Origin of the sequence: Polaribacter sp. BM10 (assembly GCF_002005425.1) — a bacterium.
Classification (GTDB): domain Bacteria; phylum Bacteroidota; class Bacteroidia; order Flavobacteriales; family Flavobacteriaceae; genus Polaribacter; species Polaribacter marinaquae.
Genome location: NZ_CP019704.1, coordinates 1084972 through 1099684, shown reverse-complemented (window position 1 = coordinate 1099684; position 14713 = coordinate 1084972). Strand labels below are relative to the sequence as shown.

13 protein-coding genes are annotated in these 14713 nt (G+C 29.2%); 5 read left to right on the top strand and 8 right to left on the bottom strand.

Annotated features, from left to right (window positions below):
• Nucleotides 1-52: 52 nt before the first annotated feature.
• The 3 genes from BXQ17_RS04900 to BXQ17_RS04890 all read right to left on the bottom strand — a co-directional run bounded on the left by BXQ17_RS04900 (nt 53) and on the right by BXQ17_RS04890 (nt 1841).
• Nucleotides 53-274: a DUF2795 domain-containing protein gene (locus BXQ17_RS04900; RefSeq protein WP_077809574.1), complete on the bottom strand. Its 222-nt coding sequence runs from the start codon at nt 272-274 to the stop codon at nt 53-55.
• A gap of 159 nt (nt 275-433) precedes the next feature.
• Nucleotides 434-1006 (bottom strand): cob(I)yrinic acid a,c-diamide adenosyltransferase, encoded by a 573-nt coding sequence (locus BXQ17_RS04895; RefSeq protein ID WP_077809573.1) that lies wholly within the window; start codon nt 1004-1006, stop codon nt 434-436.
• A gap of 58 nt (nt 1007-1064) precedes the next feature.
• A complete protein-coding gene (locus tag BXQ17_RS04890) occupies nt 1065-1841 on the bottom strand; it encodes an O-methyltransferase (protein WP_077809572.1) in 777 nt (258 codons plus the stop codon).
• Between the two features lie 90 nt (nt 1842-1931).
• Here BXQ17_RS04890 and BXQ17_RS04885 point away from each other — a divergent pair, with 90 nt between their 5' ends.
• The 3 genes from BXQ17_RS04885 to BXQ17_RS04875 are packed head-to-tail and all read left to right on the top strand — an operon-like array spanning nt 1932 to nt 5722.
• Nucleotides 1932-2729, top strand: coding sequence for a polysaccharide biosynthesis/export family protein (locus tag BXQ17_RS04885; protein WP_077809571.1), 798 nt, complete (start codon nt 1932-1934; stop codon nt 2727-2729).
• Between the two features lie 6 nt (nt 2730-2735).
• Nucleotides 2736-5204: an exopolysaccharide transport family protein gene (locus BXQ17_RS04880; protein WP_077809570.1), complete on the top strand. Its 2469-nt coding sequence runs from the start codon at nt 2736-2738 to the stop codon at nt 5202-5204.
• Between the two features lie 8 nt (nt 5205-5212).
• On the top strand, nt 5213-5722 hold the full coding sequence (locus tag BXQ17_RS04875) for a DinB family protein (protein ID WP_077809569.1): 510 nt from the start codon (nt 5213-5215) through the stop codon (nt 5720-5722).
• 36 nt (nt 5723-5758) lie between these two features.
• Here the strand turns inward: BXQ17_RS04875 and BXQ17_RS04870 are convergent, their stop codons facing one another.
• Together BXQ17_RS04870 and fumC are read right to left on the bottom strand one after the other, a co-directional pair.
• Complete coding sequence (locus tag BXQ17_RS04870; RefSeq protein WP_077809568.1) at nt 5759-6232, bottom strand: nucleoside deaminase; 474 nt, start codon at nt 6230-6232, stop codon at nt 5759-5761.
• 88 nt (nt 6233-6320) lie between these two features.
• Nucleotides 6321-7721 (bottom strand): class II fumarate hydratase, encoded by a 1401-nt coding sequence (gene fumC / locus BXQ17_RS04865; RefSeq protein ID WP_077809567.1) that lies wholly within the window; start codon nt 7719-7721, stop codon nt 6321-6323.
• A 152-nt stretch (nt 7722-7873) separates the two neighbouring features.
• Between fumC and BXQ17_RS14485 the strand changes: the two genes are divergently transcribed.
• Nucleotides 7874-8047, top strand: coding sequence for a hypothetical protein (locus tag BXQ17_RS14485; protein WP_172830837.1), 174 nt, complete (start codon nt 7874-7876; stop codon nt 8045-8047).
• Nucleotides 8048-8190: 143 nt separating this feature from the next.
• Here BXQ17_RS14485 and BXQ17_RS04860 read toward each other — a convergent pair whose 3' ends face one another.
• The 3 genes from BXQ17_RS04860 to prfB form a co-directional block, all read right to left on the bottom strand.
• Nucleotides 8191-10656: a TonB-dependent receptor gene (locus BXQ17_RS04860; RefSeq protein WP_254712407.1), complete on the bottom strand. Its 2466-nt coding sequence runs from the start codon at nt 10654-10656 to the stop codon at nt 8191-8193.
• A 96-nt stretch (nt 10657-10752) separates the two neighbouring features.
• Nucleotides 10753-11094, bottom strand: a complete 342-nt coding sequence (arsC, locus tag BXQ17_RS04855) for an arsenate reductase (glutaredoxin) (RefSeq protein ID WP_077809566.1) — start codon at nt 11092-11094, stop codon at nt 10753-10755.
• 14 nt (nt 11095-11108) lie between these two features.
• A complete protein-coding gene (gene prfB / locus BXQ17_RS04850) occupies nt 11109-12206 on the bottom strand; it encodes a peptide chain release factor 2 (protein WP_077809565.1) in 1098 nt (365 codons plus the stop codon).
• 87 nt (nt 12207-12293) lie between these two features.
• On the opposite strand from prfB, the gene BXQ17_RS04845 reads away from it, so the two are divergent.
• Nucleotides 12294-14708, top strand: coding sequence for a zinc-dependent metalloprotease (locus BXQ17_RS04845; protein ID WP_077809564.1), 2415 nt, complete (start codon nt 12294-12296; stop codon nt 14706-14708).
• The last annotated feature ends 5 nt before the right edge of the window (nt 14709-14713 follow it).

Below are 14713 nucleotides of genomic sequence, written 5' to 3'. Positions count from 1 at the left end.
AAGAAAACAAAAAAAAAGCCTCTTTAGAGACTTTTATATTTAATTATCATGTTTAGTATTCATCCTCGTTCCAAAGATAATCATCTTCGGTTGGATAATCTGGCCAAATCTCAATAATCGAGTCGTATGCATCACCCTCATCTTCTATGTCTTGTAGATTTTCTACTACTTCTAAAGGAGAACCGGTTCTAATAGCATAATCTATTAACTCATCTTTGGTTGCTGGCCAAGGCGCATCTGCTAAATAAGATGCTAATTCTAATGTCCAATACATTTCTTATCGTTTAATTTTGTGCAAAAATAATTTTTTTGCTGAATTATGCAAGTCTTTTTTAAGAAATTTATTGTGAAGTAATTATTAAATTTTATGAATCACTTAAAATTAGTGTTTTAAATCTAAAAAAAAACTTCAAATCGATAAAAAAAGAACTTATTAATTTTTCTCAGGAATCCATTTTAATTCCTCTACTTGTAAGTCTTTAGACAATTTTCGTGCCAACACAAAAAGGTAGTCAGAAAGTCTGTTTAAATATTTCAAGATCTCATTATTAATAGTTTCTTGGTCGTTTAACTCTACAGATAAACGTTCTGCTCTTCTACAAACACACCTTGCAACGTGACAAAATGACACTGCTTGATGACCTCCTGGTAAAATAAAGTGAGTCATTTGCGGTAATTCGGCATCCATTTTATCAATTTCTTTTTCTAAAAACGAAATAGAGTTCTCATTAATTTTAGGAATATTTAATCGTTCTTTACCAGATTTTAGCGTTTCTTTTTCTGGTGGAGTTGCTAACATTGCACCTAAAGTAAATAATTCGTTCTGAATTTTGAAAAGTGAAGTTTTAATTTCTGAATCAATTTCTTGGTCTTTAATTAAGCCAATATATGCATTTAATTCATCTACTGTGCCATAACTATCGATGCGTAAATTGTATTTTTTAACTCTAGTTCCTCCAAATAAAGCAGTTGTTCCGGTATCACCGGTTTTTGTATATATTTTCATTTAATTTTGTCTGAATTTAATATTTTCAAATTTACAAAAGTTATTCTTTAGAGTTTTGTTAAACTCTAATTTTAAAATGTTCTTTAGCCTGTTCTTTTCTAAAAAATACCAATCCGAAATAAAATAAATCTACTGTAACGGTTACATTCTTATCGTTTTTTATTTTTAACCATGCTTCTTGCATTTCTTGATTCCAATAAATATCATCAAAAATAAATATTGAGTCATTATGTTTTGTTGGTAAACAATCATTAAAATATTTTAAAGTAGCTTCTTTTGTATGATTTCCATCAAAATAAATTACATCGAATTTTCTGTCTTTTATTGATGTTTTTAGTGTCTTACTAAAATCACCAACTGTAATTTCAATATTTTTAAAGTTATTACTTTCAAAGAGGTTTTTAGCTATTTTACTTGTTTCTTGGCATCCTTCTAAAGTTGTAATTTTTGCAGAATGATTTGCAATTTTAAATACGGATGTAGATAAACCAAGAGATGTACCAAACTCTAAAATATTTAAGGGCTTAAAATAAGTTACAATTTTTAAAAGAACGGATGCTTTTTTATTCGAAATACCAGCAACTTTGGCTATTTTAGAAACTTGTCTTTTATTATTTTTAAAAACTTTTGAACCTGACCCAAAATCAGTGACTTCAATTATTTTTTTATTGTCTAATAATTGCTGTTTAATATTTTTGAATTTAGTCCAGAGTTTTTTACTTTTTTTAATATACAAACCCATGGTAACGATGTTATAAACAAATGGAGAGTGTACACCATGTTGGTTGCTAGATTTAAGTAAAAATTGAAGATATTTTTTTTGTTGATATAACATTATATAAAAATGAAAAAACGAAAATAAAATAAAATTATAGCTTTACACTTATAAAAAGTATATTTGTAATTATTGACATTAAAATCTAAAATGAAAAAATACTTAATATTACTCTTTGGTGTAGTTTTTTTTAGTTCTTGTTTATCGAACAAAGAGTTAACGTATCTTCAAGGAAACCCAACTTCTAATTCAGAAATTAAAAGGATTAACAATATACCTTATAAATTACAAGTAGACGATATTTTGAATATTAGAATATCTTCTAAGAAACCAGAAATTGTTGCTGTTTTTCAAAAACAAAATTTAAATAGCAACGTAATGAATAATGGTGGTTCAAGTGAAAATAATCAAGGTTATTTTTCTGATTACAGTATTGATAATTATGGAAATATTAGAATACCAACATTGGGAGAAATAAACGTGTTAGGTTATACTGAGTTAGAAGCAAGAAGGAAAATAGAAGACATTTTAAGACAAGATTATATTAATAATGATGAAAGCCTATATGTTTCAGTGAAACTTTCTGGAATTAGATATACTATTTTAGGAGAAATTAATCAAACTGGTACTAATATAATATATCAAAATAGAGTTTCTATTATTGATGCAATTGCAAATTCTGGTGATATTACAGATGTTGGAAATAGAAAAGCTGTTGAAATTATTAGAAAAACAGGTAATGGTACTAAAAAGTTTGTAGTAGACTTAACTGATATAGATGTATTAAATGATGAAGCCTTTTATATTAAGCCTAATGATATAATTAATATTAAACCATTGAAAGAAAAATCTTGGGGAACTGGTACTACTGGTTTGCAGAGTTTAACTACGATAGTTTCTTTATTAACACTTATTTCTACAACAATAATTTTAGCAAGAAATTTATAAAATACTATGAATAATCAATCTAAAGGTGTTCAAAACAGCGGAGCAAACATAGATGTTAAAGACTATCTATTTAAAGTGCTAGCTTATTGGAAATTATTTTTGGTAACTATAATTATTGGTTTAATTGTAGCCAAATTTATGAATGGTTACCTAGAGAAAAAATTTAGTTTAGAGACTGTTATCTCTGTAAAAGAAGAAAATAATCCGTTATTTTCTACAGGAACAAATATTGCATTTAATTGGGGAGGTTCTAGTGACGAATTAGAAACGGTAAAAGTTATTTTGCAATCTAGATCTCATAATGAAATAGTAGTTAAACGTTTAAATTTTTATATCGAATATTTACAAGATGGTAAGTTTAGATTAGAAGATAAATATGGTTACACTCCGTTTATTGTTAATTTAAATACTACTAAACCTCAATTACTTAATAAATTAATCAATATTGAATTTACTAGTGATACAACTTTTAAGCTTTCTTTTGATTTTAATGAATCGGGAAATAATGCGATAATTAATTATGATACGAATACAATATCAAGTTTACCTTCATCAGAATTAAATTTTTCAAAAGACTATAAAGTAGGTGAACTTATAGAGACTCCGTTTTTTAGTTTTACAATTAAACAATTAGCTCCTTTTAATGCAGGAGAACAATTCTTTATAAAATTTGCTACTTTTGATGGTACTGTTGGTGCTAATAAAGGTGTTTCTGTAAGTACTATTACAAATGCCGCTTCGATGCTAAGGCTTCGTAAAGAAGGAGTTAATAAAAAAAGGTTAGAAGATTATTTAAATGCCACGGTAAAAGTTTTAGATTCTGTTAAACAAGTTCAGAAAATTGAATATGCAGTTAAAACTAGAGCCTATATTGATACATTATTTAAAGATGAAGAACAAAAATTAATAAAACTAGAAAAAGAATTAGGTGAATATAGAGAAAAGAATAATATTTTCGATTTATCTACTCAAGGTACAGAAATTTTTGGTGAAGCGATAAGCATAGAAAAAGAGAAACAACAAATATTAAGTTATAGAGAGTATTTAAATAATTTAAAAAGTTACTTAAAATCTAATAATAAATACAACAGAGATAATTTAGTTCCGGCTACACTTCAAATAGAAGATCTTAAAATAGCTGAATTAATCAATAACTTGGTTACAAAATCTAGTTTTAGAGAAAGTTTAAGAAATCTTGTAAAAGACAATCATCCAGATGTTATCCAAATATCAAGAGAGATTGAGATTATTAAAAATAATTTACTAGAAAATATTTCTTCTTTAGAACAGGTAAATAGTAATAGGTTAAGAAAATTAAATGCAAATCTAAATAAGTATCAGTCTCAAAAGAGAAAATTACCTAAGAAAGAGCAGGGGTTAATAACTTATCAAAGAGATTATGAATTGTCTGAGGCAAATTATAATTATTTAAAGCAAAAAAAATATGAAGCAGGTACAGCTATTGCTGCAAATGTTTCTGATGTTAAAATTATTGATACCGCTAAAGATTTGGGTCAAGGACCAAATTATCCAATACCTAGCTTTAACTATTTAGTAGCTATTATGTTAGGTGGTATTTTGCCGTTATTTTACATTATTATTAAAGAAATTTTAGATAATAAGATTCATACTGCAGAAGAAATTCAAAATAATTATTCAATTCCTGTTTTAGGTGTAGTAGGTAATAATGCAGGTAATAATAATTTAGCTGTTTTCGAGAGACCAAAATCTTCGGTGGCAGAATCTTTTAGAGCTCTTCGATCTAATATTCAGTTCTTATTTAAAGATGCAAGTAATAAAGATTCTAAAACCCTTATTTTAACTTCTTCTGTGAGTGGAGAAGGTAAAACCATGATTTCTATAAACATGGCAACTGTTTTTGCATTAAGTGGTAAAAAGACAGTCTTATTGGGTTTAGATTTAAGAAAACCTAAAATTTATGACGATTTTAATTTGCCAAATGACATAGGAATAGTTAATTATTTGATTAAGCAAAAAACTTTAGAAGAAGTAATTACACCAACAAAAATACCAAACTTAGATTTAATTTTATCAGGTCCAATACCTCCAAATCCATCGGAATTATTATTAGGTAATGCTGCTGATGAAATGATAGAACAATTGAAAAAAGATTACGATTACGTAATTATTGATACGCCTCCTGTTGGTTTAGTTTCTGATGCTTTAGAATTATTTAAACATTCTGATGCTGTTATTTATGTGGTTAGACAGAATTACACAGAAAGAGGTATGATGAGAATGATTGATGATAAGTATAAAAACAAAGAAGTTGCTAATATTAGTTATGTTTTAAATGATTTTTCTATCAAAAACAAATACGGATATGGTTACGGTTATGGCTACGGATATGGTTACGGCTACGGTTATGGTAAGTATGGTTATGGATATCACGAGAATGAGGAAAGCACAAGTTTTATGTCTAGAGTATTTAATATTTTTAAACCTAAAAAATAATTTTATAAATGATTTCTAAATCAGAATACGCACCTTATTTTGAGCAATACATACAGTTGGTTTCTGTAGAAGAGATGTCTATAGTTGATAATTTAGAAGCATCTCAAAAAGAGTTTCATAATTTATTAGAGAATTTACCTTTAGAAAAACATAACTACGCTTATGATGAAGGTAAATGGACGTTAAAAGAACTGATACAACATGTAATAGATACAGAAAGAGTGTTTTGTTATAGAGCATTATGTTTCGCTAGAAATGATAAAACAGAATTGCCAGGTTTTGATCAAGATATTTTTGTTGATAATGATAATGCAAACGATAGAGATTTTTATGAGTTACTTTCAGAAATGAATGTTTTGAGAAAGTCAACCATACAAATGTTTAAAAGTTTTACTTCAGAAGCTCTTTTAAGAAAAGGAATTGCTTCTAAAAACTCAATTTCAGTTAGGGCATTAGGTTATTTATTCTCAGGTCACCAATTACATCATGTAAATATTATAAAAGAAAGATATTTGTAAAAAAAAACCGAAGCAATTAAGCTTCGATTTTTTTATTTAATATTCGGTTTTGTCTTCTTTTTCAGACCATTTTTGAAAAGGTTCTAAAGCAATTTCTCTTCCAATTTGTTCAAAAGGAATACTTCTTTTTTCGTAAGGTAACGGAATTTCTTTATATATAAATTCATCATCAAAACCAATATTTGCAGCGTCTTGCTGATTGCTTCCGTAATAAACTTTATCTGGTCTTGCCCAATAGATTGCACCTAAGCACATAGGACAAGGTTCGCAAGAAGTGTAAATAATACAACCATCTAACTGAAAAGAGTTTAAGTTTTTACAAGCATCTCTTATTGCAGTAACTTCTGCATGTGCTGTTGGGTCGTTTGTAGAAGTAACCTTGTTGTTTCCTCGACCTACAATTTCACCGTTTTTTACAACAATACAACCAAAAGGTCCTCCTTCATTGTTACTCATTCCTTTTAATGCAGCTTTTACTGCTTCACTCATAAATCCTTCGTGATTTGTCATCTTCATTAACTTTAATTATAATTATTTTTTAAGCCAAAAAAAAACTGCAAAATTAATTACAGCTTTTTTAATTCTTGTAATTTCATTTTTATTTTAAGCTACCAGTCATTTCTTCTGGTTTAACCCATTCGTCATATTCTGCTTCAGTGACATACCCTAAACGAATAGCTTCTGTTTTTAGTGTTGTTCCGTTAGCATGAGCAGTATTTGCTATTTCTGCAGCTTTGTAATATCCTATCTTGGTGTTTAAGGCAGTAACTAACATTAAAGAGTTATTTACCAACTCTGTAATTCTAGAGTGATTTGGCTGTATACCTATAACACAATTTTCTTCAAAAGAAACACATGCGTCACCAATTAATTGTGCAGACTGTAAAACATTTGCAGCCATCATTGGTTTAAAAACATTAAGTTCATAATGACCTTGCGTACCACCAATTGTTACGGCAACATCATTACCCATAACTTGCGCACAAACCATTGTTATTGCTTCTGCTTGTGTAGGATTTACTTTACCTGGCATTATAGAAGACCCTGGTTCGTTTGCAGGGATAATAATTTCTCCTATTCCAGATCTTGGTCCAGAAGACATTAAACGAATATCGTTTGCTATTTTATTTAAAGAAACAGCAATTTGCTTTAAGGCGCCATGTGTTTCTACCAATGCATCATGAGCAGCTAAAGCTTCGAATTTATTTTCTGCAGTAATAAAAGGTAAATTAGTAAACTCTGCTATATATTTAGCAACCATTACATCATAACCTGCAGGTGTATTTAAACCTGTACCCACAGCTGTACCACCAAGTGCTAACTGACTTAAATGTGCTAAAGTATTTTCTAAAGCTTTTAAGCCAAAATCTAATTGTGCTACATAACCAGAAAATTCTTGCCCTAAAGTTAAAGGTGTAGCATCCATTAAGTGAGTTCTACCAATTTTAACTACATCTTTAAAAGCAACTGCTTTATCATTTAAAGTATTTCTAAGTTTTATTATTCCTGGTATTGTTGTCTCTTTAATCTTTTTATAAATTGCAATATGCATTCCTGTTGGAAATGTATCGTTAGAAGATTGAGATTTGTTTACATCATCATTGGGTTGAATTGTTTTCTCACCTTCACCGATAACTTTTCCAGCTATTTCATGAGCTCTGTTTGCGATAACCTCATTTACATTCATATTAGATTGCGTACCAGAACCTGTTTGCCATATAACTAATGGAAATTGATCATCTAGTTTACCTTCTAAGATTTCATCACAAACTTGTGCAATTAAATCTCTTTTTTCTGTAGCTAAAACTCCTAACTCTGCATTTGTAAAAGCTGCTGCTTTTTTTAAATATGCAAAACCATATACTATTTCTAAAGGCATAGAAGCTGCAGCACCAATTTTAAAATTGTTTCGAGAACGTTGTGTTTGTGCTCCCCAATATTTATCAGCAGGAACTTCTACATTTCCCATTGTGTCTTTTTCTATTCTGTATTTTGACATTTTAACTTTATTTTAGATAGAACAAATTTACAAAAACTAAGCTAAATCTTAATAAAACAAACTATTAAATACTATTGAAAAAAAATAATTTTTGATAGTAATTTTTAAAAATTAGTATTATTTTTGCTGTAATAATTTTTCAAAATATATAAATGTTAGATTTTTCACAATTTTCAGGTTTAGTTTTATTTATGTTTATTTTTACAGCTGGTTTTTGGTTGTTAATTTTCTTGTTAACATTTGTAGTACCTTATTGGATTGGTGGAACTATTTGGGAAAATTTAAAACTAAAAAGTGATGCAAAAAAGGCAGCAGAAGGTAAGTAGTCTTTTTTCTTAAGATATTAAAAAAACTCGTTCAATTTATTTGAACGAGTTTTTTTTGTTTTTAATTTTGAGGGATTTTACATAATTAATTTTCTATCTAAATATAAACGCTCAGAGTTTTATAAAACTCTGAGCGTTTAATGTTAAAATTCGTCTCCGCCACCATCATCATCTCTTTGTTGTTGGTTTCTTTCTTTCTGACTTTTATTCTGATTAAATCTATATGTAAAGTTTAAAGAAACTTGACGTACACGCCATTGAAAAGTTTGATTCGAAATATTTGTAGGGTTTTCTCTACTTGGTGCAAAAGCGTTTGTTACATATTTTCTAGAGTTAAAAACATCACTAACATTTAAGACTAATGTACCTTTGTCTTTTAAAATATCTTTACTAAAAGCTAAGTTTGCAGAGAAAATCCCGTCTGTGTCGCTCTGAGCATCACTTCTTGGTCCTCTGTAAAACAATCTTGTTTGCCATTCGATATCTAAAGGCAAGCTAACTCTTGCATCAAACCTTGTAAACCAAGATGTATTTTTTGCATCAAAATCTTGTGTAACATTTGTAACTGTATTGGTTGTTGGGTTTGTTATATCATAAGTATATTCTCCGTTTGTTTCAAACTGAAAAAAGTTAAAACTACCAGAAAGCTTTATTTTTCTAGACGGATTGTAGTTGGCATTAAACTCGAAACCCATTCTATCTTCCGAAGCCAAATTAATAGGTTCTCTAACCAATACATTTGTTTCTTTGTTATTGATAATTCTCACTTCTTCTCTGTTTACTCGTACAATGTTGTTTGTAGAATGCTGATAATAGATAGATGAGTTTAATGTTAATTTTCCCCAACGGTTTAAGTAACCTAAGTCAAAAGAATTTGTATAAGTTGGGTCTAAGTTAACATTACCTTTAGAAATAACAGTTTCACTGGCTCTGTTTTCAAACGGATTTAAAAAACGAGATCTTGGTCTTCTTAATCTTCTACTATAACCTAAAGTAAAACTTTGATCATCGTTAACTTCATAACCTAAGTTTACGGTAGGAAAAAAGTCTGTAAATCTTTTCTTATAATTTTCTTGAGTTGTTAAAAGATTAATGTCTATAGCAGTTATTTCTGCTCTTAAACCTAATAAATATGAGAACTTATTAATCTTGTTTCCGAACTGAGTATAAAATGCATTTACGTTTTGAGTAAATTCTAAATTATTAGACGGATTAAATCTTGGATCTAAATTAGGAGCAACAACTAGATAATTAGAAGTTAAATCTTGAAAATTACCTCTATAACCAGCTTCAAATTGCGCACTTTCTCCAATTGGTAAGACATAATCTGCCTGAAATAGGTTGTCAACAGAAATTTCTTTTGTTGAATTAAACTCTAAATTTATGTCAAAAATATCTGCACTTTCAAATTCATTACTAGCGTTGTACTGATAATCAACAGTAAGTTTATGACCTTTATCATTAAAGTTATTGGCATAATTTAAAGAGAATTGTAAAGACTCGTCTTTTTCGTCTTCATCTTGAATTCTTACTGAGTTGTATAAATTGTTACCAGAAGAATCAAAAGAACTTATGTTGTTTGTAGAATAAGAATTGTTGTTAGAACTTCTTACAAAAACAGTACCTGTAATAGAACTATCATCATTTAAGTAATACTCTAAACCTACATTACCATTAAAACCAGCACGATTTCTGTCGAAGTTTCTTTTTTCTGTTCTTAAACTATCGATTGCACCGTCAGATAAATAAGTAATATCTGCCAAATAATTACCAGGTCCTTTTCTATCATTATATCCAAAATTAGAAAAAACATTAACTTTTTCTGCACGCATATTTAAATTTACGGCACCTTGATAGTTTTGCGGATCACCTACAGTAATATTTACAGAACCATTAAAACCAACAGCTTTTCCTTTTCTTAAAATAATATTTAAAATTCCAGCAGTACCTTCAGCATCATATCTTGCAGATGGTGATGTAATAACTTCGACACGTTCTATGGCATCAGAAGGTAACTGTCTTAAGGCATCTGCACCATTTAAACCTACTAAAGCAGATGGTTTTCCGTCAATTAAAATTCTTACGTTTTCACTTCCTCTTAAACTTACTGCTCCCTCCGGATCAACATCAACAGAAGGTACATTGTCTAAAACATCAGAAGCGGTACCACCTTTTACCGTCATATCTTTACCTACATTGTAAATCTTTTTATCTAAACGAATATCTACTGTAGATTTTTCTGCTACAATTACAATTTCATTTAAACTATTAGTATCTTCTGCTAGTTTAATTGTTCCTAAATTTTTGTTGGATGTAATTTCTTCTGCAGGAAAATTTATCGATTTAAAAGAGATAAATTCTACACTAATTTGATAATTAGCCTTTGGTAGTTGAATCGAAAAGTTTCCGTCTAAATCTGTAATTCCTCCAGAAACTTTTTCTGTTTTGGTATTTTTTATAATTATTGTTGCGTATTCTAAAGGTTGATTAGTTTTAGCATCTATAACTTTACCAAAAATTTTAATTGTGTTTGCAGCATCTTTGCTTTGCGAGAATGTTGTTGAAATAGTAATTAAACAACAAATAAAGAATGTAATTTTTTTTATCAAAACTGAGTTGGGTTTTCTTTTAAGACTACAAAAATCATTTATAGTTTAATCCAACTCAGTTAAAGAAAAGTTAAAGAAATGCTAATTCATTTTTAACTATAAAATTGTAGCAATATTTTCTGGCGGTCTGCCAATTACTGCTTTGTTATTATTTATAACTATTGGTCTTTCTATTAATTTAGGGTTTTCTATCATAGCAGTAACTATTTCATCATCAGAAAGCTCTTTTCCTTTAAAATTTTCTTTCCAGATTTTTTCTGTTTTTCTAACTAATTGAATAGGAGAGATGCCTAATTTTTCAATGATAGCTTTTAATTCTTTTTCTGATGGAATTTCTTCTAAATATTTAACTATTTCGAATTCTTTTTTAGATTCTTCTAATATTGCTAAACCTTGTATAGATTTAGAACAACGCGGATTGTGGTATATTTTTATCATAATTAGGATTATTTTTAAGAGGTTTCTTTTTGTCCGTTCATCATTAAATAAGATTTTAAAAACGGATTAATATCACCATTCATTACATTATCTACATTACCAGTTTCATGGGCAGTTCTAACATCTTTTACTAATTTATAAGGATGCATTACGTAGTTTCTAATTTGGCTTCCCCATTCGTTTTTTAATTTTCCAGATTCTATTTCGTCTCGCGTTGCTTGTTGTTTCTGTAACTCGATTTCATACAATTGAGATTTTAACATTTTTAAAGCTGTAGCTCTATTATCGTGTTGAGATCTAGAGTTAGAACAAGAAATTTGAATTCCTGTTGGTTTATGCGTTAGTTGTACTTTTGTTTCAACTTTATTTACATTTTGTCCGCCGGCACCACTAGATCTAGCAGTTACAATTTCAATATCTGCAGGATTAATTTCAATTTCTATAGAATCATCAGCAACCGGAAAAACGTAAACAGAACCAAAAGTTGTATGTCTTTTTGCATTCGAGTCAAACGGAGAAATTCTAACCAATCGATGCACACCATTTTCTCCTTTTAGCCAACCAAAAGCATAATCGCCTTCAATTTCTATAGTTATAGTTTTAATACCAACAACATCGCCAGCTTGATAGTTTAAAGTTTTAAGTTTGTAACCTTGTTTTTCAGCCCACATTGTGTACATTCTCGATAACATTTCTACCCAATCGCAACTTTCTGTTCCGCCAGCACCTGCATTAATTTGTATCGTTGCAGATAAAGAATCTCCTTCATCAGAAAGCATATTTTTAAATTCTAAATCCTCTAAAAAAGTACTTGTTTTTTCAAACTGGGTTATTACTTCACTTTCATCTACTTCGCCTTCTTTATAAAATTCATATAGCACATTTGTGTCTTCATATAAAGAAATGGTTTTATTGTAGTCTTCTACCCATTTTTTTTTGAACCTTAATTCTTTCATTAATACTTCTGCTTCTTTTGGGTTGTTCCAAAAATCTGGGTTTGCAGTTTTTTCTTCCTCATTGGCAATTTCAATGAGTTTTTTATCAATTTCTAAATAAGATTTTAATTTATCTATTCTTGTAGCTATGTCTTTTAACTGTTCTTGTGTAACCATATATAAAGCAAAAATAAATGAAATTTTAAGATTTCTTGTTTTTTAAGTTGATAGTTATTTTATAGATTTATAAAAAATATACCAAACATGAAAAAACTACTACTTATTCTCTTTTTTATTACAATTTCTTTTGATGGATTTTCTCAATTTTTTACTGATAAAAAAAGTGACAAAATGCAAAAGGGAATTACAAAATACGAAGGTTATTTTACCTATTATTATGATGTAAATTCAGATAAAATTTACCTTCAAGTAGAAAAAATAGATTCAGATTTTTTATATGTTCGTTCTCTATCGGAAGGTGTAGGTTCTAACGATATTGGGTTAGATCGAGGGCAATTGGGTAGCGGCGTAGTTGTGCATTTTAAAAAAGCGGGTAATAAATTATTACTTGTTCAGCCAAATCAAGATTTTAGAGCAATAACTTCTAATAAAGAAGAAAAGCAATCTGTAAAAGAAGCCTTTGCTAAATCTGTTTTACATGGTTTTGTAATCAAAGAAGAAAAAAATGGCAAGTTTTTGGTTGATGCAACCTCTTTTTTTATGAGAGATGCGCATGGTGTTGCAAGAACCTTGGCAAGAAATAATCAAGGAAATTATAGTTTAGATAAAAGCAAATCTGCGTTTAATTTAGAGCGTACCAAAGCGTTTCCAAAAAATGTAGAATTCGATGTTTTATTAACTTTTAAAGGAAATGCTAGAGGTTATAATATTAGAAGTGTTACGCCAGATGCAAGTTTGGTTACCGTACACCAACACCATTCTTTTGTAGAATTACCAGATGATAATTACAAACCAAGAAAATTTGATCCAAGATCTGGTGGTTATCCAATGTCTTATTTAGATTATGCAACTCCTGTAAACGAATCGATTACAATACGATTTATTTATAGACATCGATTAGAAAAGAAAAATCCGAAAGCCGCAGTTTCTGAAGCTGTAGAACCAATAATTTATTATTTAGACAGAGGTACACCAGAACCTGTACGTTCGGCTTTATTAGAAGGTGGAAGATGGTGGAATCAAGCTTTCGAGGCAATTGGTTATAAAGATGCTTTTCAAATGAAAATGTTGCCAGAAGGTGCAGATCCTTTAGATATTCGTTACAACATGGTACAATGGGTTCATAGATCTACAAGAGGTTGGAGTTACGGTGGAAGTATTTCTGACCCAAGAACAGGTGAAATTTTAAAAGGGCATGTTAGTTTGGGGAGTTTAAGAATTCGTCAAGATTTTTTGATAGCACAAGCTTTACAAGCTCCTTATAAGCATAAAACTGCAGAAGATGATTTTGCTTTGCAAATGGCAATTGCAAGAATTAGACAGTTATCTGCCCACGAAATAGGGCATACATTAGGCTTTGCACACAATTTTGCTGCAAGTACAAATGGTAGAGCCTCTGTTATGGATTATCCGCATCCGCAGTTTTCATTAAAAAATGGTAAGATTGATTTTTCTAAGGCTTATGATGATAAAATAGGTGATTGGGATAAAGTTACTGTTGCTTATTTTTATCAAGATTTTGAAAAGGATGAAGAAAACGAACTGAATAAAATTTTAGACAATGCAACTGCAAATGGTTTAAAATACTTATCAGATTCTGATGCTAGACCACAAGGAAGTGCAAGTATTTCTGCGCATTTGTGGGATAATGGTGGCAATGTTTATGACGAATTATATAATATTTTAGAAATTAGAAAAAATGCAATTCAAGATTTTTCTACGGATAATATAAAATCTAATCAACCATATTCTGTTTTAGAAGATGTATTTGTTCCGCTGTATTTTTTCCATAGATTTCAAACAGAAGCTACTGTGAAAATTATTGGTGGTTTAGAGTATTCTTATGCAGTAAAAGATGGTAAAGAAACAGTTGTAAAAAATGCCTCTGGTGCATCAGAAAGAATAGCATTGCAAGCTGTTTTAAAAACTATTGATGTAAATGAAATCGCAATTCCGAAAGAAAAGTTATCTTTATTTCCGCCCAGAGCAATGGGGTTTGGTAGATCTAGAGAATCTTTTAAAAGTAAATTAGGTGTAGAGTTTGACGCTTTTAGTGCAGTAGAAACAGCAAGTGAAATGACGTTGAATTTATTATTGAATCCTCAAAGAGTCTCTAGATTAGTAGCTCACAAAAGTTTAAACAAAAATAATTTAGGTTTTAATGAGTTATTGCAAGAATTGATTACAAAATCAATAAAAAAGAATTACAACGATTCTTATTACCAAGAACTACAAAATGTGATAAATGTTAAGGTTTTAGAACAATTATTTTACTTAGCAGCTAATAAAAATCAGTACAAACAAGTAAATGCAATTGTAGATTATAATTTAAATGAGATTAAAGATTATTTAAAAAACACGAATAAAACAGGAGTTCAGAAAATGTATAATTTATCGTTGATTAAAATGATAGATAATTTTATGAAAAATCCAACAACATTTAAAAAAACAAGAGCGCCTAAAATTCCAGATGGTTCGCCAATAGGAAGTTTTAATTAAAAGTT